Below are 23,847 nucleotides of genomic sequence, written 5' to 3'. Positions count from 1 at the left end.
TCAGGCGGCAGGTTCGGCGGGCAACTGCGCCAGCTGCGTAATCGCCTCGCGGCTGCCCGCGATCTCGCGCAGGCGAAACTTCTGAATCTTGCCCGTGGCCGTGCGGGGCAGCGTCTCGAACACGATCTGGCGCGGACATTTGAAGCGCGCCAGGTGGCTGCGGCAGAAGTCGATGAGTTCCTCGGCACTCACACTGCCCACGGCATCGGGCTTGAGCTCCACGAAGGCGCAAGGCACCTCGCCCCACCGCTCGTCGGGCTGCGCCACCACGGCGGCCAGCAGCACGGCGGTGTGGCGGTGCAGCACGTCCTCTACTTCCACCGACGAGATGTTCTCGCCGCCCGAGATGATCACGTCTTTGGAGCGGTCGGTGATCTGCACATAGCCGTCGGGGTGCAGCACCGCGATGTCGCCGGTGTGGAACCAGCCGTCCGCAAAGGCCTTGGCCGTGGCCCCGGGGTTCTTGAGGTAGCCCTTCATCACCGTGTTGCCGCGCAGCATGATCTCGCCCGCAGTCACGCCATCCGCCGGCACGGGCTGCAAGGTCTCAGGGTGCAGCACGCGCAACTGCTCCAGAGCGGCGGCGCGCATGCCCTGGCGCGCCTGCAACTGCGCGCGCCCGGCCTCCGGCAAGGCCGCCCACCCGGGCTGGCGCACACAGCTCACGGGCGTACCCGAGACCTCGGTGATGCCGTACACATGGTCCACATCAAAGCCCATGGCTGCGATGGCCTGCAGGATAGCGGCGGGTGGTGGCGAGCCCGCCGTGAGCACGCGCACCGGGCGCGGCAGCGCGATGCGCTCGTGCGCTGGCGCGTTCGCCAGCATGGCCAGCACCGTGGGCGCAGCGCAGAAATGGTCCACGCCATGCGCAGCAATGGCCTCGAAGATGGCCTTGGCCGTGACCTTGCGCAGACACACGTGCGTGCCCGCCGCCGCCGTAATGGCCCAGGTGAAACACCAGCCGTTGGCGTGGAACATGGGCAGCGTCCACAGGTACACCGGGCGGCGCGGCATCGCCCAATCGGTCATCTGCAGCAGGCTCATGAGGTAGGCACCACGGTGGCTGGGCACCACGCCCTTGGGGTCGCCGGTGGTGCCCGAGGTGTAGTTCAGCGCGATGGGGTCCCATTCGTCCTCGGGCCACAGGCCTTCGAAAGTCGAATCACCCTCGGCCAACAGGGCTTCGTAATCGAGCACACCGAAGGCTGACTGTGCAGGCAAGCCCGCATCGTGAATGGCGACCACCAGCGGCGGGTGGTCCAGGCCCGCGACGGCCTGCGCCGCGAGCGCCGCGAATTCGCTGTCCACCATCAGGATGCGCGCCTCGCCGTGGCACAGGATGAAGGCGATGCCCTCGGCATCGAGTCGGCAGTTGATGGCGTTGATGACCGCGCCACACAGCGGGATACCCAGGTGCGCCTCCAGCATCGCGGGCGTGTTGGGCGCGAGGATGGCCACGGTGTCGCCACGTTGCACGCCGCGCTGTATCAGGGCACTGGCCAGGCGGTAGGCACGCTCGCGCGTCTGCGCCCAGGTTTGCGTAGTGCTGCCATGCACCACGGCAATGCCTTCGGGGTGCACCTGCGCGCTGCGGTCCAGAAATCCGAGCGGCGTGAGCGGCAGGTGGTTGGCCGAGGTGCGGCCCAGGCCGTGCTGGTAGGGGTTGTCGCGTGTGGTGTGGTGCATGTCTGTCTCTGTAGTGGCGTGGTTCATTCGTGGTAGGTGGTGAACGACCCGACGCTCTCGCGCTCCGTCACCAGCGTGTTCTCGATGCAGGCCGGGTCGGCGTGCCCCAGACTCATGCCGCAGACCACCATCTCGGTATCAGGGATGCCCAGCTCGGCGTGGATGACCTGGTGGAATTTGGTGAACGCTACCTGCGGGCAGGTATCGAGCCCGCGTGCACGGGCCGCCACCATCAGGCTCTGCAAGAACATGCCGTAGTCCATCAGGCTGCCGGCCTGGAGCACCCGATTCACCGTGAAGATCAGCCCCACAGGTGCATCAAAAAAGCGGTAGTTGCGGCCGTGCTGCGCGTGCATGCGCGCCTTGTCGCCTTTTGCGATACCGAGCAGGCCATACAAATCCCAGCCCACCTTGCGGCGCCTGTCCACATAGGGCGGGAGCCATTCGAGCGGGTAGTAGTGGTAGGGCTCGACGAGGGTCGCAGTCACATCATCATCGTTGTCCACGGCGGCGATGACGGCGGTCAGCCGCTCTTTCGCCGCGCCCGTGAGCACATGCACACGCCAGGGCTGCGTATTCATGCCCGAGGCCGCATAGCGCGCCAGGTCGAGAATGGCATGTACCTCTTCGGGAGAGACCGGCGTGGGCAGGAATGCACGGATGCTGCGCCGTGAGACGATGGCCCAATCCACCGCCTGCTGCAACTCTGTTGGGGGCAGAGGTGCTGTCGATTTCAGCCTGGCGGAGTGTGTGGGTGACGATGAATGGGACGGTGACGAGATCATTCCGACATGCTAGGCAAGCATGCCGCTCATGACTGTCGACGCAATGACATTTGGTTATGCGAAAGGCACGTGAGCATTCCTGAAGGCGCTGGACCGCACCACGAATCAGGTGAGAAAACACACAGACCGCCCCAAGCCAAAGGCTGAGAATTTCCTCAGCGCAAGAATGCGACCATTCAACAAAGAGCCCCGTACACCCCAACCTCCAGCAATGCAAGGTTCATGGTGTCGTTCATTGGAGGGGATGGCAACTCGCCGGACATCATGGCGTCGAGAATCTCCCAGCCACTCTTCCCTGCGATCTGCTCCACCCGCGCGAGGCCGGACACCCCACCACCTTCGCGCATGCGTTGGATCGCTTCGGACTGCTGACGGGCCTAGACTCGAGGCTGCTGATGGTTATTCATGATTGTCTCCAGTTGAGCCACTCGGGAGTCCACTGGTGGCCGCCCCTTGGGCCCCGGGACCACCAGTGGTTGCCAAGGGGTATCGGTTGACCCGTCACACCAGCCCGAATGACTTCCGCAGGCCCTTCTCGACCGGGCCCGCCGGCATGAAGCGTCGCAGCTTAGCCAGCAGCGACGCCTCGCCCTTGGGCGTGTGGCGCATCTTCCAGGCCCCGAGCGCGGCACGGACGATGGTGTCGGCCACACCCTGGGGCGGGGGCGCCTTCTGCACGTTGCTCTGGATCGCTTTCGACACGATCTCCAGCTCCTGGCTGTAGTCAGCGATCCGGGCCACCGTTTGGGGCGCGTTCAGATCCAGGTTGGTCTTGGTGAAGGAGGGCTCGACCAGAGAGACGCGAATGCCGAACTGGCGCACTTCGTGGTCCAGCGTCTCGGCCAGCCCTTCGACCGCATGTTTGGACGCAGAGTAGAGCGCCATGTAGGGCGCGGGCAGAAAGCCGAGCACCGAACTCACATTGACGATGCGGCCGGAACGCTGCCCGCGCATGTGCGGCAACACTGCCTTGATCACGCGCAAGACGCCGAAGAGGTTCGTGTCAAACAGCGTCTCAGCCTCCTCCACAGATGTTTCTTCCGCAGCGCCCAACAGAGTCACCCCCGCGCTGTTGACCAGCACGTCGATGCGTTGGGCTTGCGCGATGATAGTCTGGATGCCGCTTTCAACGGACATTTCGTCGCGGATGTCCATCTCAACGAGCGTCACGTTGGGAATGGCGTGTGCTTTAGCCGTGTTGCGAACGGTGCCGAAGACCCGGCAGCCCTGCTGGGCAAATTGTGTGGCGGCAGCACGACCGATGCCCGAGGACACGCCGGTAACAACGACAACTTTGGATTTCGACATGGCAGTTCCTTTGATAGTGAGATTCGCAAGGGGGATCAGATAGATGCGGGGGCTGAGCGAACGGGCCGGATGCCGAACCAGATCGAATACATCGCGGGCAGGAACACGAGCGTCAGTACCGTGCCGGCCAGCGTGCCGCCGATCAAGGTGTAGGCCAACGTTCCCCAGAACACGGAGTGCGTCAGCGGGATGAACGCCAGGATCGCGGCCAGGGCGGTGAGGATCACCGGGCGGGCACGTTGCACGGTGGCTTCCACCACGGCGCGGAAGGGATCCAACCCGGCTGCTTCGTTTTCTCGGATCTGCCCGATCAGGATCAGCGTGTTGCGCATCAAGATGCCCGAGAGCGCAATCAAGCCCACCAGTGCATTGATACCGAAGGGCTGCTGGAAAAGGAGAAGCGTGGGCACCACACCGATCAGGCCCAGCGGGCTGGTCAGGAAGACCATGACCATCCCTGAGATGGAGCGAACCTGCAGGATGATGATGAGCAGGGTGGCTGCCAGCATGATCGGGAAGATCGGCAGCATGGCGACGGCGGCCTTGCCCGCTTCTTCGATGGAGCCAGCCTCCACGATGCGGTAGCCGCCCGGCAACTTGTCCATGATGGGTTTGAGCTGCTGGGTGATGGCGGTGGACACGTCTGGCGGCTGCAGGCCCTCGGCAATGTCGCCTCGCACCGTGATCGTTGGCGTGCGGTCGCTTCGGCGCAGGATGGGGTCTTCCATGCGCACATCGACCTTGCCCACCTGCGACAGCGGGATGCGCTGTCCCGACGATCCCACCAGCGAGAAGCCCGAGATCTTCGCCGGGTCGAGACGGATGTCACCGGCGGCCCGGCCCATCACTTGTACCGAGCGGATATCCTCGCGCACCTCTGTCAACGGCGCTCCGCTCAGCAGGAACTGCAGTTGCAGTGCCACGGAACTGGAGCTGAGCCCCACGGCATGCAGGCGGTCCTGGTCGAGAGTGAAATGCAAGGTCGGAACACGCGCTCCCCAGTCCGTATTGACCGTTCGCATCATCGGGCTGGCATGCAGGACGGCCTCGACCTCGGCGGAGATCTCGCGCAGCTTGTCCAGATCGGGGCCCATGACGCGGTAAGCCACGGGGAAGGGCGAAGGCGGACCAAACACGATCTGCGTGACACGCACCCGCGCCTCAGGCACCAACCCATCGGCCACGGCATGACGCAGTCTGAATTTGAGTTCTTCTCGTTCCTGGTCATTGCCCGTGAGCACCACAATCTTGGCAAATGACGGATCAGGCAATTCGGGTGACATAGCCAGGAAGAAGCGCGGAGCACCCTGGCCGATGTAAGCGGTCACGACCTTGGCCTCATCCTGCTTGGCCAGCCAGGCTTCGACCTTGGCCGTCGCCGCGCTGGTTTGTTCAATGGACGTGCCATAGGGCATCTGCACCTCGACCAGCACTTCCGGCCGGTCGGACGTGGGGAAGAACTGCTTCTTGACCACCGCCATCCCCAGCACCGACACCACAAACAGGATGACGACGGAGGCTGCAACAATCCATTTGCGCGCAATGACGCGGCCAAGCAGTTGGCGGAACTGGTTGTAGCGCGGTGTGTCGTAAATGGCGTCGTGCCCGCCTTCGACCTTTTTGAGGTCAGGCAACAGCTTGACGCCCAGGTAAGGTGTAAAAACCACCGCCACCACCCACGACGCAATCAATGCAATGCCTACGATCCAGAACATGTTGCTGGTGTATTCACCCGCCGTGGAGCGTGCGAAACCATTCGGCATGAAGCCAATGGCAGTGACCAGGGTGCCGGAAAGCATGGGGGCTGCCGTATGGCTCCAGGCGTAGGCCGAGGCCGCCACACGGCTGTAGCCTTCTTCCATCTTCACCACCATCATTTCGATGGCGATGATGGCGTCGTCCACCAGCAGGCCCAGGGCCAGAATGAGTGAACCCAGCGTGATGCGATCGAAGTTCTTGCCAGAGGCGGCCATGATCACGAACACCGCCGCCAGCGTCAACGGCACGGCGGCTGCCACGACGATGCCCACACGCCAGCCCATGCTGACAAAGCAGACCACCATCACGACGAGCAAGGCGACAAAAAACTTGACCATGAACTCATCCACTGCCGAGCTGATGTTGACGGCCTGGTCGGTCACCTTGGTCAGCGTCATGCCCATGGGGAGTTCTGCATTGATCTTGGTGACCTCGGCCTCCAGCGCTTTGCCCAGATCGAGCCCGTTCCAGTCGTCACGCATCACCACGCCCAGCAGCAGGGCTGGCTCGCCACCGTTGCGCACCAGGAATGTGGAGGGGTCTTCGTAGCCGCGCTCGACGGTCGCCACATCCGACAATTTCAGCGTCCGCCCCTGCGCGACGATGGGGGTCTGCCGAATCTTCTCCAGGGTGTTGAGCGCGCCATCCACACGCAGAAAAACCTGTGGTCCCTTCGTTTCGATGGAACCTGCGGGCGTCAGCACGTTCTGGCTGTTGAGCGCGGCAAAAATGTCCTGCGGTGACACGCCCAGCGTGGCCAACCGGTCGTGGGAGAACGAGACGTAGATCCGCTCGGGTTGTTCCCCGATGATGTTGACCTTCTTGACGCCCGCCACATGCAGCAGTTGCTGGCGCAACACTTCCGCGTCGCGCACCAGCAGTCTTTGTGGCTCACCCTTGGCCTTGAGGGCGAAAAGCGCAAAGGTCACGTCCGCATATTCGTCGTTGACCATGGGACCAATGACGCCGGCGGGCAGTTTCCTGGCCTCGTCACTGATCTTCTTGCGTGCCTGGTAGAACTCTTCCTGCACCTGCGACGGCGGTGCGCTGTCGAGCAGCGACACCATGGTGAAGGCCAGGCCGGGGCGGGTGAAGGTTTCTGTGCGGTCGTACCAGCGCAATTCCTGCATGCGCTTTTCCAGGGGTTCTGCAACCTGATCCTGCATCTCCTGGGCCGTGGCGCCAGGCCACGCCGTGATGATCGTCATCTGCTTGATCGTGAAAGGCGGGTCTTCAGCGCGCCCGAGCTTGGCGAAAGCAAGAATGCCAGCCGCAGAGATCAGGAAGATCAGGAACAGGGTGATGGCGCGCTCGCGCACTGCGAGCGCCGACAGGTTGAAACGGCCTTGACTCACGGACGCGCTCCCTCAGTCGCAGCTGCAGCGGCTGCAAGATCCGCCAGTCGGACCTGTTCGCCCTCGCGCAACAGATGCGCCCCCAGTGCGACGATTCGCGCCCCCGGCTTGATCTGGCCCGTCACGTAAGCCCCCGCATCGTCCAGACGCTGCACAGCCACCGGTTGCCAGGAAACCTTGGCCGGTTCGCCACGTATGACCCACACGCCTGGGCCCTTGCCCGCATCGAACAAAGCGCCGATGGGTACCTGCAAGCCCGCCACCGCAGAGGATTTTTCGCCTGGAATGCGAACCACCACCGTGGTGCCCAGTGGCGCGTTGGCCAAATCCCCTTCGAGCACATAGCGGGCCTCGAAGGTGCGCGTCACCCGGTCTGCCGAGCTGGAAAGCTGTCGCAGCTTGGCCGATACGGCGGCCCTCTCCTTGCCAAACAAGGTGGCTTGTGCCTGCGACCCGATTGCGGGGCGCAAAGTCTCTGGCAGCTGGATGAGCGCCTCGCGGCGGCCTGCATGGGCCAGGCGGACCACCGGTTGTCCGGCACTCACCACCTGGCCAGGTTCGACCAGCGTTTCCACAACGATACCGTCGCCGTCTGCCACCAGCTCCGCATAACGGCTCGCGTTACGGGATACATCCGCCTGGGCTTCGGCTGCGCTGAGCTGCGCCTGGGCCGCGTCTGCTGCAGCCTTCACCTGGTCATAGGCTGCGGCAGAGATGGCGCCTGTGCCGCGCAGGTCGCGGTACCGCGCTTCATCGTCCGCCGTCTGGCGTGCGCGGGCACGCGCAGCGGCCACGGCCTCCTGCTGCGCATGGGCGACCAACTTCAGATCGACTGCATCGATGCGCATGAGCGGCTGGCCGCGTTTGACGGTTTGCCCTGCGTCCACCAGCCGCTCCAACACCTTGCCCGAGACGCGAAAGCCCAGGTCGCTCTGCACCCGGGCCGCTACGGTACCCGTGAACGCCCTGGAGGCAGCAGCGGCCTCCTGAACAATGGCTGCGCGCACCAGCGGCGCGTCGGTGCGCGGATCGGAAGAAGCCTTTTCACCGCAAGCGACCAGCGCCAACGGCAAGGCAGAAACGAGAAACAGAGCGGCGAAGCGAAGCCGAGGCATGAAAGTCCCTTGTGCAAATAGATCGGGGCTTTCATTGTTATTCTTGTGACCAAATTAGTCAATAGTCACGCATAAACCTCTGCTCATGGGGATAGACTGCGCAAGACCAGGCTGGACAGCTGAGCTGGCGCCTCGTTGGCGTAGTCCAAGCTGTGCTGCAGAATCAGTGGATTGAGGTAAGGGCGCATCACAAGATGGATCGCTGCAGCGGTTTCGTCCAGCGGCGTCTTGCGCTCAAAGTCACCGGTTTGCCGCCCCTCCTGCAAGACATCCCGCAACAGCGCCTGCAAACGCTCCTCATAAACGACCGTGGACTGCCAGCGTTCGGCCGCCGCAGACGTTGCTATCTCGTAGAGCTTTCTGTCCTGGGAAAAAAGACGCAGGCTCGATTCGACGATGACCTTGAACATGCGCCGCAGCTTCTCGGGCGGCCGCTCGACCTGGGCCACAGCGGCCCGCACCTCGCTCTCGATATCGCTCAGACAGTTCGCGCAAATCATCTCGCCGATGGCCTGCTTGGATTCGAAGAACTTGTAGATGTAGGCCTTGGAAAACCCGATCTCCTTGGCCAGATCCGAAACGGTGGTTTTTTCATAGCCGTAGCGGCTGAAGTGCTCGGTGGCAGCCGTAACGATCTGGTTTCGCATTTCATGGTCCGCAGGGCCCCTGCCGACGGTGGTGGGATGGCTTGTTTTGATCATGGGCACAGCTTACGCCAGTCTTGATTACTAGACAATAAGTGACCATTTGGTATTATGGTCACATACCAACCCCACCGTGACTGGAAGATCCATGCTGCCCAACCGCACCCTCGCCGCCCTTCTTGTGGTCAGCCTGTTGCCGCCAACTGAAACGGCGCCATGGATGAAATTTCTGGTTTCCCCGCAGGCGCTGCGCGAGGAGCTACTGCCCCGATATGGCTGGCATTTCGTCCCCCAGCACACGCACCTGCCCCATGCACTGCAGTGATTCGTGCCTTGCCATCCACAGATTGCCCAGCGCAAACAGCGTGACGATCTGCACTGTGTTCTTCTTGAGCCCTCGGCAGTGCTCGACAGCTGCTGCCTTCTGCGCTTGTGAGTACTTCGGTTCTATGCCTTCATAGCCCACCGGAAAGTCGAGGCGCCTCCGGCACTCGAGATACCAGCCCTCAAGGAATTCTTCGTTGGATAACCCAGCTGCCGGATGGTGGGACTGACTCACTTACCCAGCTTGATGTAGAGCTCAACGGCTCGGATTCTGTCTTCGTAGGAATACATGAACTACCTCCTGGTAGCCCCAGTTTTCGCCCCCCTTCTTGGATAGGCGCAGATTTCACACCGGTACTCACTGGGGCGCTGTTCGCGGGCGACTGAAGGCTCCCTGCAGGCAAACAAAGTATGCTCCGCGCTGAATTGAATCACCTTCTTCGCGCACCTCAAATGCCATCGGATCCTCCTTACCCACTCCACCCTGTGATTCTGTCGGGTGGAAGTGGTACGCGCCTGTGGCCGCTCTCTCGCGCAGAACACCCGAAACAGCTGCTGGCCCTTTCAAGCGATGAGACACTGCTGCAGGCCACGGCGCGCAGAGCAGCCGCACTGCCCAATGCGCAGCCAGCTATCGTCATTACCGGCGAGGAGCATCGATTCCTCGTCCGTGATCAGTTGGCAACCTCCGGCTGTGCTCCGGCATGCATGTATCTGGAGCCGGAAGGCCGTAACACAGCGCCAGCCATCACTTTGGCTGCGCTCCACTTGGCAGCAACCGACCCCGATGTACTCATGCTGGTGTTGCCTGCAGATCACATGATTGCCGACCACACCGCTTTTGCGGTGGCAGTAACCACCGCCCAAACCGCTGCGAGCCAAGGGTGGCTGTGTACTTTCGGCGTTTCCCCTTCATACCCGGAAACCGGGTACGGATACATCCACGTGGGCACGCCCCTACCCAACGCACCGCAGGTATCACATGTCAGCCGCTTCGTCGAGAAACCCGACCTCCCACTGGCCCGCCGCCTCATCGATGAAGGCGGGCACCTATGGAACAGCGGCATCTTCCTGTTTACCGCACGAGCCTTCCTGAACGAACTCCGGAAACACAGGCCGGACATCTTGGCTACAGCAACTGCGGCCTGGCAAGGCCGCACCAAAGACATGGGATTCCTACGGCCCCAGGGAGATATTTTCAGAGCCTGCGCCAACCTTTCCATCGACTATGCCGTCATGCAGGCCACCGCAAGAGCTGCGGTGGTAGCTACAGATTTTTCCTGGAGTGACGTAGGCAGCTGGGATGCTGTATGGCGCGCCACCTCCAAGGACGCCAACAACAACAGCGTGTCTGGAGATGTCATACTGGCCAACACACGCAACAGCTATGTGCGTGCTGAGCATCGGCTGGTCGCCGTCGTCGGGATGGACAACGTCACTGTTGTAGAGACTGCCGACGCAGTGCTGGTCATGAACAAGGACCGTGCACAAGACATTCGTGCCGTGGTGGAGCAGTTGCGCACCTCCGGCCGGAACGAACTGATCCGTCAGTTGCGAGTTCACAGGCCATGGGGGTGGTACGAATCTACCGATCGTGGTGACCGCTTTCAGGTCAAGCGGATCACGGTCAACCCCGGCAAAAAACTGTCGCTGCAGATGCATCACCATCGTGCAGAACATTGGGTAGTCGTCAGTGGTACCGCACTCGTCACCATCGACGGAATGACACAAATGCTCACTGAGAACCAATCGGCGTTTGTACCGTTGGGCTTGAAGCATCAGCTGGAAAATCCTGGGCACATCCCCCTGCAATTGATCGAAGTGCAGTCGGGTAGCTACTTGGGCGAAGACGACATCATCCGCTTTGAGGATTAGGAATCCCAAACCATGCAGCAGGCAGAGCAATCCCCATTTGTCTACGGCAACAAAACCGACCATGCGTTCACGGTGCTTGTGTACGGCAACTGCCAAGCGCCTGCTGTTGCCGCAGGATGGGGGTGCGGACGAAAACTTGGACTACCAGGAGGTAGTTCATGTATTCCTGCGAAGACAGAATCCGAGCCGTTGAGCTCTACATCAAGCTGGGCAAGTGCGTCAGGCCCACCATCCGGCAGCCGGGTTATCCAACGAAGAATTCTTTGAAGGGCTGGTACAACGAGTCCCAGCTCAAGCTCGACTTACCCGCTGGCTACGCAGGCCGGGAACCGAAGTTCTCGCAGGCCCAGAAGGCGGCGGCCATTGAGCACTACCTCACCCATGATCGATGCATCGCTGTGAATCGCCCCGGGTTTGAACTGCCCCCCAGAAGTTGGACGGTCACGATTCCGCCGATCAGGCGGTCCTTCTCAACCTGTATTCCACCGGACTGAGCCCCTGCAGCCGGAGTTTGATGCGCTCGTGGTTGTAGTAGTGGACGTAATCATGCACACCCGCTTCGAGCGTATCAATACTATCGGGCCTTTCGAGATGGAATTACTCGGCTTTCAGGGTGCCGAAGAAGCTTTCAATCGCCGCGTTGTCGAAGCAGTTGCCCTTGCGGCTCATGCTTTGCATGACTCCGCGTCGCACGAGCATTGCTCGGTAGGGCTGCATCTTGTAGTGCCAACCTTGGTCGGAATGCACGATCAGGCCGGCGACGCAATTGGTCCGCGAGAGCGCGGCATCAAGCATGCTGGAAACCATCTCGAAGACCGGCCTCCTTGCCATGCGGTACGCGACGATCTCGCCGTTGTATAGGTCCATGCAGGCCGACAGGTAGAGCTTTTGGCCGCTTACATTGAACTCGGTGACATCGGTCGCCCATTTCTGGTTCGGCGCGGTCGCGCAGAAGTCTCGCAGCAGAACGTTGGGTACGTGCGCATCGCTCGTGCCCGGGACATGCCAGGAGCGCTTCTTCGCCCGGATCAGCACGTAGCCCCATCTTTTGCATCAGACGCTGCACGCACTTGTGGTTGACCGGTTATGCCATTGAATTGCACAGCGCTGCCGTGATCCGCCGGTATCCGTAGCGACCCTTGTGCTCGTCATAGACAGTGCGAATTCTGGCTTCCATGGCGCTTTGCTGGTCGGCACACTGGGCCGCCTGGCACTGGTAGTGGAACGTGCTGCGCGCCAAGCCTGCTACCTGCAACAGATCCGCCAATTTATGGTGTTGCCTCAACCCGGCAATCAGACGCGCTTTGTCGGCGCAGCTGACCTCTTCGATCGGATCAAGGCCTGCAATTTTTTTAGGTACGCGACCTCCGCGCGCAGTCGGTCGTTCTCTTCCCGCAGGGCTTTCTCCGCATCGGCAACGACCGTGCTCGACGGTGCGGCAGAGCGTCGTTCTGGCTTCATCTTGGGCTGTTCTTCATTCCTGGTCTCGCACGCCTGCAGGCGGCTTTGATCGAGATTGCGTCGCCAGACCACGATCTGGTTGGGATTGCGGATGTCATAGAGCGCCGCGACCTGACGACTGGAAAGCTGTTCGCGATCCTGATGAGCCAGCACCTGCAACTTGAACTGCGCACCGTACGCGCTGCGCTTGGGGCGCAAACCGTCGATGCCGTGCAGGCGGTAGTGGCTCACCCACGTGCGAACCTTCTCCTCGGGAACCGACAGCTTGTCCCTCACGTGCAGCCGTCGGATCCTGCCAATCATGTCCATGCATGTCCATGGTGATCACTCCTCGAACCCCGCTGCTTAAATAAACAGCAGGGTAGGTTGAACACCTGGCTCACTTTTACTTCGGCACTACCTACAAAACTGGCTCAGTTTCCGGTCGGCGCCAACAGATGAGACAAAAGCAGGCGGGTGCAACACAACTCCCATAGAACTTTGGCAAAGGCGGTAGGTGGACATCGCCGGACAAGAACCTGCAGCAGCGGCAGCCTTAAGATTGTATGCAGCAGCCCTGCCAAAGCCATCCAGGTGCGGCGGGACTTGAACACCGATTGGAACGGATGGATATCTGGCTCCGTATCGAAATATAGAAGCAACGGCATTGCACAACGGAGTGGACGAAAATAGGTTATGAACATCTACCAAGCAGACATCCAGTTGGCAGCCGCCAGGTACTTGCGCTGGATGCCAGACAGCGTTGTTGTCACTGAAGACGAAATTACTGTTGCCGGTTGGGCACTATCGGTCTGGGACGGGCAGGACCTGCAGCGCTTTCTTATCAATGGTGTGGATTTCGACCAAGTCGAATGGCCAGTGACTTCAACCGACTTGCTCGTTCCTTTTTCTGAAATACCTGGCGCTTCTGCGTCGCGCTTTCGGTGCAGACACCGTCGCACTGATGGCAAGAACCTGTTTCCAGATGGTTTTGCCCGCCTCAACGTCACAGGCCAGTTTGGCGAACATCGGCTTTCCTACCGTACCGCGTGGTATGTCGGAGATCCAGCACTTGAGCAAGCAGTCCCTTCCCCCGCCCAGATAGAGCGAGTGATAGGGTCTGGCAACATCCAGGCTTTCCTGCTGGGCGGAGCCACCATAGTCAAACGATTTGAACAGTTGCTACTCGAGCGATTTGGTCGTCCACTGAGGTCTTTCAAATCTATTCTGGACTGGGGCTGTGGTGCTGGCAGACTGAGCCGCTATTTGTCACTCTTGTCCCCAGCCGTAACCGGTATCGATATAGACGCAGACAACATCGCCAGTTGCACCAAGAAGCTGCCAGGCGCTCGTTTTCAACAGGTTGATCTGATGCCCCCAACATCATTGCAATCAGAAGCCTTCGACCTGGTCATTGGACTCTCTGTACTGACTCACTTGGATGAACCAGTACAAGACGCTTGGCTTGAAGAGTTGCGTCGAATCACGCATCCAGAAGCATTGCTTTTGCTTTCTGTGCAGGGCCTTCCCCAGATCGCGCTATACGGAACTCCGTCGCAAATGCAACTTGAGGCGCACCGCAAAGGGTTCCTCGATGTAGGGCCCAACAGTCAGTTGCAGGCCGTTGTTGACGACACCTCCTATTACCGCAACGTGATTCATTCGCCAGACTACATCATGACTCGATGGTCCCGATGGTTTGACGTGCTGGACATTGTCGAGGGCATGGCAGGCAATCAGGACCTCGTACTGCTCAGGCGGCGTGCCGAATATTGAGCGGAGCTTATCCATGCATCCGAGCGCAATGCGCAATGGTGAGCTGTTTTTCTCCACCTACCTGAAGTCGGCTTCAGAAGCGCTCATATTCGACATCGGCTCCCAGGACATCAATGGATCGCTCCGACAACTGGCGCCACCAGGATCCCGATATCTGGGACTGGACTTTCTGCAGGGTCCAGGTGTTGATCTGGTGCTTAAAGACCCCTATAGACTCCCTTTTGCGGATCGCGTCGCAGACGTGGTGGTGAGCAGTTCGTGCTTCGAACACATCGAGATGTTCTGGCTGATGTTCAATGAAGTCTTGCGAGTCCTTAAACCGGAAGGTCTGTTCTACCTGAACGCACCGTCCAACGGTGAATATCACCGATACCCAGTGGATTGTTGGAGGTTCTACCCCGACGCAGGGGAAGCCCTTGTACGTTGGGCTCGCAGGTCGGGCTACAGCCCTGCTCTGCTTGAATCATTCACGACTTATCAACGCTTGGACATCTGGAACGATTTCATTGCCGTATTCGTCAGGGACGCGGAACACGCACAACGCCACACCTCACGCATGATTGACGGTGCGGGGCCCCTCATGAATGCTCGCATCTATGGAAACCCCGACATTCTCTGCCATCAAGCTGCATCTGAGGACGGGGACAAGCTCCGGCGACTCACAGGTCATTCGAAGCCGGTGGAATGAATTGTCCAAAGCTAAACAGCCACAGGATCGCTCCCCGTGCTCAGCAAGCACAGCGGCATCTTTGCCTCAAAGAATCTCCGGCAGAAAAGTGACGTGTGTCTCTTAAAAACGTCGCCACACATCTGTTGATGCATCCATTCGGAACCTCTCGCGCAGGTACATCTACCCATGCCACATCGTCATACTTCGCGGGATATCGACCACCAATTGGCGGAGCACCTGGATTCTGTCTGGGGCGATCCCGCAACCTGGGTTGCGAACGGTTTGCAGTGGATGCATCTTCCCATGGTCAGCGACTACATGCATGCGCAGATCTCTGGCGACCCTTGCGTTACGCCACTCGAGTGGTTTTTCTCGGTGGTGCAAACCCAACACCCCATTCCCGTCGGCAGGGCACTGGTCTTGGGGTGCGGGCAGGGTCACGTTGAGCGCCAGATCGCCAAGTACGGCTGGGCACGCGAAATCCTGGCCACAGACCTTTCGGCCAAGGTACTCGAAGTCGCACGGGCGAATGCCGCCGCAGCTGGCGCATCCATAAAGTATGTCCAGGCCGATATGAATTGCCTGCCCGTGGGGCATCCAGGCTTTGAGCTGGGGAGCTTTGACGTCGTTCTGGGTGTCTCGTGCGTACATCACTGCGCCGACTTAGAGCACCTATACGCGAGCATCCTCAAGCTGCTGGCTCCGTCAGGCTGGTTGTTTCTGGACGAATACGTAGGACCAGATCGCTTCCAGTATCCGAATAGCCAGGTGCGGCTCATGAACCAACTCCTGGACATCCTCCCAGAACGGCTGCGAAAAACGATGGATGACCGAATCAAAGGCAATCTCTGGCGCCCCTCCGTGAAAGAAGTCGTTGAAGTGGACCCCAGTGAAGCCATAAGGTCTTGCGACATCCTGCCGCTGCTAGACCGCCACTTCGATATTCACGAGCACCGGCCTTACGGAGGAGCGCTTCTGCGCGTGGTATTGGCAGACATCGCACAGAACTTCAAAGACAAAGCTTCGGAGGCCTATCTCCACAGCCTGCTACAGGCCGAAGATGATCTGTTTCGGGCAGGACGACTGCAGCGGGATCTCGCCTGCGTCATTGCCCGCGTGCCGACTGCAGCCAGCACGTCATCCACTGGGGATCATTGACCCCTATTGCAAACAGGCCGCGAGGCGCAGCCAAAGCATAATCTGCAGACAAGTTCGAGTACGCATGGCGAATCGAGACCGACCGGCCGCCCAATATCCTGCTTGACGGATCAAGCCCTGTCACCACAGTCAAACCGGTCGGCGCAGTGGGGAGCGTCACGATATGCAGATCGGGCCGCAAACTCCGCAAGCAAGGCACAATTTTCCATCCGTCAGCAGTGTAGAAGCCCGTGCGGTGCTCGCGCGCCGCGGTCGCGGAGTTCAACGGCAGGGTGTCGTGCAGCAGCAGGACCGAGCCAGGAGCAGCATGCCTTTCCGCTGCAACGAAATCTTCGAGGACAGCTTCAAAACGGTGGTCGCCATCAATGAACGCAAGATCGAACCCCCCGGACTCCAGCCCACTGTCCACCGGCACATTTTTGAAAAAATCCGAGCTGATTTGACGATACATGCGTCCAGGGCCCCTACAACGGCGGAGCGGGTCTCCGATGGGGGCAGGGTCCACACCGATCACTCGCGTTGCAGGCAAAGCCTGGGCCAGAGAATCGCCCTTCTCCACACCGATCTCGAGATAAATCCTGGGGACCAGATGCGTATGGAACCAACTGAGCCAGAACCGATAGTCAGGTCCGGGCCAGCGTAACTTTGCAAGCGCAACGTGCACGCCGGGCAAGTTGGGCTCTTGGACCAGCGCATCCCACAGGCACTCCTGTGCAGCGAGGAACGCCCCTTGTGAAACCAAGCGAGTGCTCTGCCGCAACGCCTTGAATTCAAGTGGATGGCGGTTACTCATAGAGGTTCCGGTGGTATCTCACTCATGACGTTCCGAAGCACGCGACTGAAGCGCTCTGGGTCATATCGGGCGCAGCATTGGTCCCATGCCGCGACCTGCTGACGGATCCACAACTCGTCATCCCGCAGCAGGCGGGCAATACCGAGCGCGAACATCTCCTCATTGCGCGCTGACTGGATATCTATCCCCTGGTTCCAACCCAGTTGTCGCGCCAGAACTGCAGATGCAACCACGGGTACTCCCTGGGCCGCAGCCTCGATCACCTTGGCAGGAACTCCTCCGGCAAATCGCACCGGAGCAACAAACACGCGCGCACTGTCATACAACGGCTCTAACGCTGGTACAGGCCCCAACAAGTGCACATCCGCACAGGCCATTTCGCTCACCCGGTCGGACCGATTGATGCCCACCACAGTCAACACCGGTGGCTCGGGCAGCATAGCCCGCAACCGGGGCATGACCCTCTCAATGAACCAGATCAGGCCATCTTCGTTCGGAGTGTCTGGATGCAAGGCCCCGACAAAAAGCAGTCCACTGCGTCCATGCAGGCCAGGGGCCGACCGCCGCGCCGCGATGGCGTGGCTGAGCGTGACAACACGATGGCCAGCGGCGCTGAAGCAACGGGCGTCGCGCTCCGAAACAACCAGTACCTGGCTGGCTCCTCTGGCAAGCTCTATCTCTTTGGTGAGTCTTGCGTTTGCCCGCGCGCGCGACAGCGGCCTTCCCTTGACCGCAGCTTCAGCAATTTCTCGCAAAGCAAACAAGGCCTCTGCGTCGTAGACCAGTCTCATGCCAGTGAAAAGATCGGGGCGGCGCCGGCGCAACGGCAGCAGCGACTGGAGATTGGGCGGACGACTCACCACCAATACGTCGTACACCCCACGACGTTGCTCCAGAAAGACCTCCAGGCGACCCATGCCGTACCCCAACATGACCTCCACACTGGAGGGTAACGATGCATAGACATCGCGCCAATCGTCTTCGGCCTGCCACAACGGGAAAAAAGTCACCGGCCAGTCTTTCAGCGACTGCAGCATCAGCCTGGCACGTGGCAATCCCCCACCCTTGACCATGTGAGGAACTTCGTTGTCGATGATGAGGATGCGCGGACGACGAGGGAGGTCTTGCGGTGATGCCCACCGGTCGCCATCCAGTGACTGGGCAAAAGCCGACGGCTGATCTCCAAGCCACTCCTGATGGAGGGACAAGAAGCGCTTCTGGTTATCACGCATCTGGCGAGGAGCCTCCTCACCCAATGCACTTCCCCACTCGAGATGCTCCACCAGCACTGCTGGCTCATACACCACCCTAAACCCCGCCTTCCAGACCCGCAGACAGAAGTCAGTATCCTCGTAGTACGCGGGTGTGAAGCATTCATCAAATCCCCCAAGCATGCGCCAGAGCATGCGGGGTACAGCCAAGAAAACGCCCGACACATAGTCGGTGGAGCGACTGGCCATGGCCGCTGGGCAAAACGGATCTTCCTCGCGGCCAATCCCGAGCGTGGATCCGTCACGAAATATCCTGTTCCCCGCTTCCTGAAGCCCGCCGCTGGTAAGCACAATGCGGCCCCCTACTGCGCCGATGGAGGGCTCCGCATCCAATCGGGCACAGGCTGCCGCCAAAGCGCCCCGTTGCAAAATTGCATCACTGTTGAGAAACACCAGGTGGCGCCCTTCAGCCACGACTGCCGCCTGGTTGGCAGCCAGCAAGAACCCCCGGTTCCCTTCATTCGAGATGACATGGGCACCGCGCACGCGCTTGAGTAAAGTAGCTGTTTCATCGCTGGACGCGTTGTCAACAATGATGGTTTCGAAGGTCGCCCCCTGCTGGTCTGCGAGTGCTTGCAGGGTTTTTCGAGTCAGCCCTGCCTGGTTGTACAGAACTACAACGACTGAGATATCTGGCGCAGAGCCCTCTGGAACCTCGGGCAAATCAATGATTGCATCTTCTTTGTCTAGCCACGCCCGGAGTGATCGCTGGGACCAGGACCGGACATGCGCCTTTGAATCAGCGCAAGCCACAGTTTCATCCAGCTGCTCCAGAAAGCCCCAACAGGCATGTTCGATTTGCCGCGCTATGCGCCGACCATCCACCAATGGCGAGTTCATCATGCGTGAGCGCAAGGTCTTGCGATAGTTGGCAAGCGCCTGAAGGTCCGAGGCAAGAGCTACTGCCGTCGCCACAAACGCGCTGCTGCTGTCAGCCACCCACTCGTTCAACTCTAGCGCTGCTAGCACAGACAAAGCCTGGCGCGCACCAGGCCAGTGCCCTTTCCGGCTGACGACCGGCACCCCCATCCACAAGGGGTCGAGCAGGCTCAGGCCTCCATTGCCGGGAAAGCTGTCCAGCACAACGTCGATCTGCTGCAACCAAGCCAAAAGGCCCTCATAACTTCGGGACGGCTCGAACACCACACGTGATTCACCTACGCCTTTTGCCCGGAAGGTCGCAAGAATGGAATCGCGCTGCGGTCGGTCATGGAACGTCTCGCCAATGAAATGAATCTGCGCCCGTGGCATGGCCAAGAGCACCGCGGCCCAGGCATCCAGGGTCGAAGGAGTCAAGCGCAGACCGCGCGCCGTAACCCCAAAGGTGACGAACCCTTGGTGCGATGCGGGAAGGGGCGTGACGTCAAGGGCATGTGCTGGCGGGTCCCAGCTCCATTGACCGCCGTCGATGCGCCACAACGCCTCTTCATAGCAGGCGTCCTGCCCCACGGGTGCCGCATGCACATCCGTCAGCAAAACATCAAACAGACCTCCGGCAGTGCCCCAGGCGCCGAGCCATCCCACCTGCAAGGGCGCAAGGCGACGGGCATACAACTCCAACAAGCCCAGTTGGCCCTCAAACGGATGCAGGCCTCCGGCATCAATGACCACATCAACGCGGTTGGCCATGCAGGAGTGGGCCAGGTTCTCAAGAATCAAAGCCTCCTGATGAACATGTCGAGGCAAAGGCGGGAGTGCATGATTGGTGAAGACAAAGACCTCTGTCTCCTCCGGATCGTGCCCGGCCAACACGCGGCGCAATAGGCTCTGATGCAATTGCCCTGCGATGTAGGCGATCCGCACGCGTGCACCTTTGCGGGCACGAGAACCAACGGCGCGAATCCTGCTGTTCAGGCCAACCCGAAGCTTGAGTGCCCTGTACCAATCACGCGCTGCCAACGCGAGGCTTGCCGTCGTGCTCTCCTCGGACAAAGACGCGCTGTACAGGCCCGCTGTGGCGATCCATGGGTCCAAGGGAAACCGGTCTGCGGCCACGGCAACAAGGCGCTGCAGATAGCCATGCCCGTGGCGCACAACGGCATCCGCAACCCCGTCACGCATGGCGGCCTGGCACTCCCCCGGCGCAAGCAGGCTCAAGGCGTCACGCGCGCCAGCGGTTTCCAGGCCCACGAGGCGCACCAGCAAAGCCGCCGTCTCACCAACACACTGGCGCGCACTCAAGAGCCGACGGCAAATACTCAGTGCACCCTCTCGCCCCCTGGGCCAGCGATGTCCGCCCTCGGCCAGGCCCCTTGCTTTTTTAAGGAGACCTGCTGGATGGCCCGGTTGCTGGCGCAGCAGTTCCTCAATCACATCAAGGCTGCGAATGAACTCTCCGGCCCTTAGCCAAACTTCCGCCAGCTCCAGCAAAGACACCGGGTCTTCCGGCGCCAAAGAACGTGCACGCAAAAATGCCAACTGCGCCTGGCCGAAGCGGTTGTCTGAGATTTGGATCCACCCGAGCTGCCTCAGGCTGTCTAGGCGGTCTGGCTCCAGCGTCAACGCCATTTCAATCGCGCTTTCGGCTTCGCTCAATCGACGTTGCCGAAAACGCACGTCGGCAAGTGCACGCCACACCTCTGCATTTTCAGGGGCTTGCGCCACAGCCTCCTGCACAAAAGCACTGGCGTCAGCCAGATCACCGACTGCTGCAAGAACGAAAGCTGCCTGGACCTTGGCCATGACATCGCCGGGAACTAGCGCCAACAAGCGCCGCACGGTCTCACGCGCGGTTTGCAACTCCTGCTGCTCAAGTGCCATCCAGCCCAGCATGCGAAGGGCTTCCACGCAGCTGTCGTCCAGCCGCAGAGCCCGCGCAAGAGCCCTTCGCGCTGGCAGATGGCGCCCCTCTTGACGATGGGCGACAGACAAGAGCCGCCAGAGGTCGCTTTGTCTCGGCTCAGCGCGAAGCAAACCAAGGATATGTCTGCGAGCCTCTCGTGTTCGCTTCAGGTCCAGCAGCACTTGCGCTTTCAGTGCCTGGGCCAGCTGCGCTACCTGCAGCGCCGGCCGCTGGCAAAGCACCTGTTCGACAAGCCAAAGTGAGGCCTCACCGTTGGCCTCGATAGACTGGATCTGCGCGCGACGCAATAGTGCGTCCACATTCGTCACGTCACGCTGCTGGACCTCGTTGTAGCAACGGTCTGCCTCGGCTAAATCGCCAGCGAGGTGGTGGAGCTTTCCGAGCAGGTGCCAAGCATCTGGCTGATCTGGAAAGGCGTCGACCCAGGCTTTCGCCAAAGCGATTGCCTGCGGGCGCTGTCCCTGCTCCCAGCAAAGGTTCGCGAGTTCCGCTGTCAACCCGGGGTCATAGGGTCGCCTATCCAAGCCTTGGTGAAGCGTCCGCAAGGCCAGATCTCTCTGGGCCAACGCGACCTGACTCTGGGCGAGGTGGACATGGAGCCTGCTCTGTTCTGGAGCATCTTCCGAAAAGGCAGCAATAGCCTCCTCATACAACTGCACCGCATCCAAAAAATTGCCCAGCCGCTGCTCCAGCCAACCCGTCTGGAGAAGCCGCTGCGGCTGACGGGCCGCCAGCAACGCCTTCTGCGCCCACGCCAAGGCCTCGCTCAGCTCTCCACGATCGTGAAGCACCCAGGCCAGGGAGAAGGCGGCCTCGTCCAGACTGCCATCCAAAAGACAGGCCCGGCGCAACGCCTCTGCAGCCCAACGGGGCTCACCCTTTCGTTGATGCAGAAGGCCCACATACCAATGCAAAGGCGCATACGTCGGGCTCTGCTGCAACGCAGACTGCAACACATCGCGGGCCGCATTCCATTGGCCAGCATCCAACAAAAAAAAACCGAGCGCTGCAGCGGCATGCACAGAGGGGTGAGCATCAAAGGCTTGCCTGGCCAGTGCCAGTGCGATCGGCTTGTCGCCTTGCCCAAATGCTTGCCAAGCCCGGCTGACGGGGTCAGGCGCCAGTGCCGTCAGATCGCCACTCACCCCTGTTCACCTGCAGGAGCGCCCGCAGGTCTTTCACCAACGACTGTGAACAAGGAGACTTCCCGGTCTTCCGCAGGCTGCTTTTGCGTGTGATAGATCACTTTGCACTCCGTAAAACCCAACAAACCCAGCGCAGACACAAAGAACTGGGGCGTGAACTGCCACCAGGTATCCACCTGCGCGACGCCGACATGCGGCATCAACATGCACAGCGGCTCATTGCCCATGGACGGATTGTGCAGTTCCGTGACCACCATGGTCTGCAGGGTACGGGCGGCAACACTCTGCAACATATCAAACGGGCGCCTGCAATGCAGAAGCACAGACGCAAGCACTCCGATGTCGAAGGGACCAACCGCGTCTGGCAGGTTGTAGGGATCGCCCTCCAACATCCTTACCCGAGAAGCGTTTCGGCGATGCACAAACCAAAACGAGTTTCTTACGCCCTCAATCTTGCTCGAAAATTCGCTGCGCCAACCTTGCGTGTCAAATTTCTCGAACGGCACGATGTCCCAGAGGTGGGACATCGGAGGCTCCAGACAAGTGACTTGGGCACCTGCCGCCTCCATGTAAAAAGACAGATAGCCACTCGCAGGGCCGATCTCCAGCACAGACCGTCCGGTGAAGCACACTTGCCCCAGATAGTCATAAGGATCTGGGCGCAAGTCCCATGCACCAATGATTTCATTGCCGTCATCGAGATCGTAGGAGTGATAGAAGAAGCAGTCCTCCAAACCTGGGGCACGCGGCTGCACTTCGCGCAGCATTGCGATATCCACGGACGCCAGCGCATCAGAGCCCGCATACTCGGCGGCGTAGTCTGGTGCGGGTTCGTTGAAGCGCGTTGGATGGGTCGCTCCGTCTGCCATGCGACTGGCGTGCAGCGCCAACAGGCTAAGGAGCTGGCCCACGATGAGCGGGGTCGATGCTGCATGGGTCAGTGCCTTGGCTTGCGCGCTCTCCCGCTGGACAGCACTGGCCACCGGATCGTAAAGCCGCCTAAGTGCCTGCACCCACACCTCGGTAGGTGCCTCGGGCGGTAGTACCAAACCGCCCTCACCGACCACCTCGGGCAGCGCGCCTCGGTTGCTGGCCAGCACAGGCAACGCGTTGATCTGGGCTTCCACCGCCGTGCGGCCAAACGACTCCTCCCACACCGACGGCATGAGCAGCAAGCGCGAGCGGGCAAAGGCTTCTCGCATGTCACGGGTCGGACCATGCCATTCGATGTTGCCCAGCCGGGCAGCCCTGTTCAGGCAGTATTGGCGCCAGTTCGGCTCCAGACCCCAGCTTTCCATCACCAGGAACGGGATCTCAGGACATGCTTCAGCCAGCGCGAACATGATCTCGACACCTTTGATGGGCGTCGGATTGACATACAGCACCTTGTCCCCCGTGTGGGGAGCGAGATATCTCTCGGGCGCCAACAGTGGCGGCACCACAGCGCAGTCGATGCCATACAGAGCACGCCAGCGCTGCGCAGTGAAGTCGGAGTTGGCCAGATACAGCAGCGACGGGTCGGGCGCCAGATTGCCCGCCAACTGGTGGGTCTCTACGTTGTGCAGATACACAGCCGTCGGCCGTCCGGTCGAGAGACTCGCCAAAAGCATGGGCGCCAAGGTCGTGCCGCTTTGCACAACAATGCAGTCGGCACCCCATGCAGCGGCCGCCATGGGCAGTGCTGCCTCGGGTTCATCGGCGCGAAGGACGAGATAGCCCAGGCTGTCGTCCCCGCTGGCTGAAGGGGAAGACGGAGCACCTGCGAGCCGACCACACAACACCGCCGCCTCCGCACCCAAGGCCTTGATGGCGAGGCAGAGGTCGTGCGTTGCAGTCTGCAGCCCTCCTGTGATGTCCGGCAAATGGGGATAGTTGGAAACAAACAGGACGCGCATGGTCCCCTGACTTTATGGGAGGCAGAAATGACGACCGTGGCCT

18 protein-coding genes and 2 pseudogenes are annotated in these 23,847 nt (G+C 60.6%); 6 read left to right on the top strand and 14 right to left on the bottom strand.

Annotation, left to right across the window (positions count from 1 at the left end; genetic code table 11):
• The 6 genes from OIN59_RS10955 to OIN59_RS10930 all read right to left on the bottom strand — a co-directional run bounded on the left by OIN59_RS10955 (position 1) and on the right by OIN59_RS10930 (position 8,657).
• Positions 1-1,689: an AMP-binding protein gene (locus tag OIN59_RS10955; RefSeq protein WP_274110172.1), complete on the bottom strand. Its 1,689-nt coding sequence runs from the start codon at positions 1,687-1,689 to the stop codon at positions 1-3.
• Positions 1,690-1,712: 23 nt separating this feature from the next.
• Positions 1,713-2,474: a nitroreductase gene (locus OIN59_RS10950; RefSeq protein ID WP_274110170.1), complete on the bottom strand. Its 762-nt coding sequence runs from the start codon at positions 2,472-2,474 to the stop codon at positions 1,713-1,715.
• 501 nt (positions 2,475-2,975) lie between these two features.
• The gene (locus tag OIN59_RS10945) at positions 2,976-3,782 is read right to left on the bottom strand and encodes an oxidoreductase (protein WP_274110168.1); all 807 of its coding nucleotides are present in this window, start codon (positions 3,780-3,782) and stop codon (positions 2,976-2,978) included.
• Positions 3,783-3,817: 35 nt separating this feature from the next.
• Positions 3,818-6,895 carry an efflux RND transporter permease subunit gene (locus OIN59_RS10940; RefSeq protein ID WP_274110166.1) on the bottom strand — a complete coding sequence of 1,026 codons (3,078 nt, stop codon included), beginning with the start codon at positions 6,893-6,895 and terminating at the stop codon, positions 3,818-3,820.
• Positions 6,892-8,010 carry an efflux RND transporter periplasmic adaptor subunit gene (locus tag OIN59_RS10935; protein ID WP_274110164.1) on the bottom strand — a complete coding sequence of 373 codons (1,119 nt, stop codon included), beginning with the start codon at positions 8,008-8,010 and terminating at the stop codon, positions 6,892-6,894. The genes OIN59_RS10940 and OIN59_RS10935 overlap by 4 nt, the downstream gene beginning before the upstream one ends.
• An 83-nt stretch (positions 8,011-8,093) precedes the next feature.
• Positions 8,094-8,657: a TetR/AcrR family transcriptional regulator gene (locus OIN59_RS10930; RefSeq protein WP_407655087.1), complete on the bottom strand. Its 564-nt coding sequence runs from the start codon at positions 8,655-8,657 to the stop codon at positions 8,094-8,096.
• 145 nt (positions 8,658-8,802) lie between these two features.
• Between OIN59_RS10930 and OIN59_RS10925 the strand changes: the two genes are divergently transcribed.
• Positions 8,803-8,979 carry a hypothetical protein gene (locus tag OIN59_RS10925; protein WP_274110589.1) on the top strand — a complete coding sequence of 59 codons (177 nt, stop codon included), beginning with the start codon at positions 8,803-8,805 and terminating at the stop codon, positions 8,977-8,979.
• Between the two features lie 78 nt (positions 8,980-9,057).
• On the opposite strand, the pseudogene OIN59_RS10920 reads toward OIN59_RS10925, so the two are convergent.
• Positions 9,058-9,269, bottom strand: a pseudogene (locus OIN59_RS10920) (IS3 family transposase); the annotation flags it as partial.
• A gap of 162 nt (positions 9,270-9,431) precedes the next feature.
• On the opposite strand from OIN59_RS10920, the gene OIN59_RS10915 reads away from it, so the two are divergent.
• Both OIN59_RS10915 and OIN59_RS10910 read left to right on the top strand, forming a co-directional pair.
• Entirely contained in the window at positions 9,432-10,853 is a 1,422-nt protein-coding gene (locus OIN59_RS10915; RefSeq protein WP_274110569.1) for a mannose-1-phosphate guanylyltransferase/mannose-6-phosphate isomerase, read from the top strand.
• A gap of 158 nt (positions 10,854-11,011) precedes the next feature.
• Positions 11,012-11,275, top strand: a pseudogene (locus tag OIN59_RS10910) (IS3 family transposase); the annotation flags it as partial.
• Between the two features lie 34 nt (positions 11,276-11,309).
• Here OIN59_RS10910 and OIN59_RS25355 read toward each other — a convergent pair.
• From OIN59_RS25355 to OIN59_RS10900, 4 genes are all read right to left on the bottom strand, one after another.
• Complete coding sequence (locus OIN59_RS25355) at positions 11,310-11,405, bottom strand: IS3 family transposase (protein WP_407655086.1); 96 nt, start codon at positions 11,403-11,405, stop codon at positions 11,310-11,312.
• 45 nt (positions 11,406-11,450) lie between these two features.
• Positions 11,451-11,888: an IS3 family transposase gene (locus OIN59_RS10905; RefSeq protein WP_274110160.1), complete on the bottom strand. Its 438-nt coding sequence runs from the start codon at positions 11,886-11,888 to the stop codon at positions 11,451-11,453.
• Between the two features lie 49 nt (positions 11,889-11,937).
• Positions 11,938-12,030 (bottom strand): IS3 family transposase, encoded by a 93-nt coding sequence (locus OIN59_RS25350; protein WP_407655085.1) that lies wholly within the window; start codon positions 12,028-12,030, stop codon positions 11,938-11,940.
• A gap of 116 nt (positions 12,031-12,146) precedes the next feature.
• Positions 12,147-12,623 carry a hypothetical protein gene (locus OIN59_RS10900; protein ID WP_274110158.1) on the bottom strand — a complete coding sequence of 159 codons (477 nt, stop codon included), beginning with the start codon at positions 12,621-12,623 and terminating at the stop codon, positions 12,147-12,149.
• 366 nt (positions 12,624-12,989) lie between these two features.
• Between OIN59_RS10900 and OIN59_RS10895 the strand changes: the two genes are divergently transcribed.
• From OIN59_RS10895 to OIN59_RS10885, 3 genes are all read left to right on the top strand, one after another.
• Positions 12,990-14,069 carry a class I SAM-dependent methyltransferase gene (locus OIN59_RS10895; RefSeq protein ID WP_274110156.1) on the top strand — a complete coding sequence of 360 codons (1,080 nt, stop codon included), beginning with the start codon at positions 12,990-12,992 and terminating at the stop codon, positions 14,067-14,069.
• Positions 14,070-14,082: 13 nt separating this feature from the next.
• On the top strand, positions 14,083-14,757 hold the full coding sequence (locus OIN59_RS10890) for a methyltransferase domain-containing protein (protein ID WP_274110154.1): 675 nt from the start codon (positions 14,083-14,085) through the stop codon (positions 14,755-14,757).
• A 168-nt stretch (positions 14,758-14,925) separates the two neighbouring features.
• Complete coding sequence (locus OIN59_RS10885) at positions 14,926-15,897, top strand: class I SAM-dependent methyltransferase (protein ID WP_274110152.1); 972 nt, start codon at positions 14,926-14,928, stop codon at positions 15,895-15,897.
• On the opposite strand, the gene OIN59_RS10880 is transcribed toward OIN59_RS10885, so the two are convergent.
• Genes OIN59_RS10880 through OIN59_RS10870 form a run of 3 tightly spaced genes read right to left on the bottom strand, consistent with a single transcriptional unit; the run spans position 15,845 to position 23,804 of the window.
• Positions 15,845-16,690 carry a class I SAM-dependent methyltransferase gene (locus tag OIN59_RS10880; protein WP_274110150.1) on the bottom strand — a complete coding sequence of 282 codons (846 nt, stop codon included), beginning with the start codon at positions 16,688-16,690 and terminating at the stop codon, positions 15,845-15,847. The two genes, OIN59_RS10885 and OIN59_RS10880, sit on opposite strands and share 53 nt — an antisense overlap.
• Positions 16,687-21,909 (bottom strand): tetratricopeptide repeat protein, encoded by a 5,223-nt coding sequence (locus OIN59_RS10875; protein ID WP_274110148.1) that lies wholly within the window; start codon positions 21,907-21,909, stop codon positions 16,687-16,689. The genes OIN59_RS10880 and OIN59_RS10875 overlap by 4 nt, the downstream gene beginning before the upstream one ends.
• Complete coding sequence (locus OIN59_RS10870; protein ID WP_274110146.1) at positions 21,906-23,804, bottom strand: glycosyltransferase; 1,899 nt, start codon at positions 23,802-23,804, stop codon at positions 21,906-21,908. The genes OIN59_RS10875 and OIN59_RS10870 overlap by 4 nt, the downstream gene beginning before the upstream one ends.
• Positions 23,805-23,847 lie beyond the last annotated feature (43 nt).

Origin of the sequence: Acidovorax benzenivorans, from assembly GCF_028680575.1 — a bacterium.
GTDB lineage: Bacteria > Pseudomonadota > Gammaproteobacteria > Burkholderiales > Burkholderiaceae_C > Acidovorax > Acidovorax benzenivorans.
This window is presented reverse-complemented; position numbering and strand designations above follow the sequence as displayed.

Excerpts from the sequence above, each read along its gene's own strand:
- OIN59_RS10885 (WP_274110152.1), top strand. The coding sequence starts at position 14,926 with ATGCCACATCGTCATACTTCGCGGGATATCGACCACCAATTGGCGGAG.
- OIN59_RS10895 (WP_274110156.1), top strand. The coding sequence starts at position 12,990 with ATGAACATCTACCAAGCAGACATCCAGTTGGCAGCCGCCAGGTACTTG.
- OIN59_RS10900 (WP_274110158.1), bottom strand. The coding sequence starts at position 12,623 with ATGGACATGATTGGCAGGATCCGACGGCTGCACGTGAGGGACAAGCTG.
- OIN59_RS10925 (WP_274110589.1), top strand. The coding sequence starts at position 8,803 with ATGCTGCCCAACCGCACCCTCGCCGCCCTTCTTGTGGTCAGCCTGTTG.
- OIN59_RS10880 (WP_274110150.1), bottom strand. The coding sequence starts at position 16,690 with ATGAGTAACCGCCATCCACTTGAATTCAAGGCGTTGCGGCAGAGCACT.
- OIN59_RS10955 (WP_274110172.1), bottom strand. The coding sequence starts at position 1,689 with ATGCACCACACCACACGCGACAACCCCTACCAGCACGGCCTGGGCCGC.
- OIN59_RS10890 (WP_274110154.1), top strand. The coding sequence starts at position 14,083 with ATGCATCCGAGCGCAATGCGCAATGGTGAGCTGTTTTTCTCCACCTAC.
- OIN59_RS25350 (WP_407655085.1), bottom strand. The coding sequence starts at position 12,030 with ATGGAAGCCAGAATTCGCACTGTCTATGACGAGCACAAGGGTCGCTAC.
- OIN59_RS10930 (WP_407655087.1), bottom strand. The coding sequence starts at position 8,657 with ATGCGAAACCAGATCGTTACGGCTGCCACCGAGCACTTCAGCCGCTAC.
- OIN59_RS10935 (WP_274110164.1), bottom strand. The coding sequence starts at position 8,010 with ATGCCTCGGCTTCGCTTCGCCGCTCTGTTTCTCGTTTCTGCCTTGCCG.
- OIN59_RS10870 (WP_274110146.1), bottom strand. The coding sequence starts at position 23,804 with ATGCGCGTCCTGTTTGTTTCCAACTATCCCCATTTGCCGGACATCACA.
- OIN59_RS10950 (WP_274110170.1), bottom strand. The coding sequence starts at position 2,474 with ATGATCTCGTCACCGTCCCATTCATCGTCACCCACACACTCCGCCAGG.
- OIN59_RS10945 (WP_274110168.1), bottom strand. The coding sequence starts at position 3,782 with ATGTCGAAATCCAAAGTTGTCGTTGTTACCGGCGTGTCCTCGGGCATC.
- OIN59_RS10915 (WP_274110569.1), top strand. The coding sequence starts at position 9,432 with ATGCCATCGGATCCTCCTTACCCACTCCACCCTGTGATTCTGTCGGGT.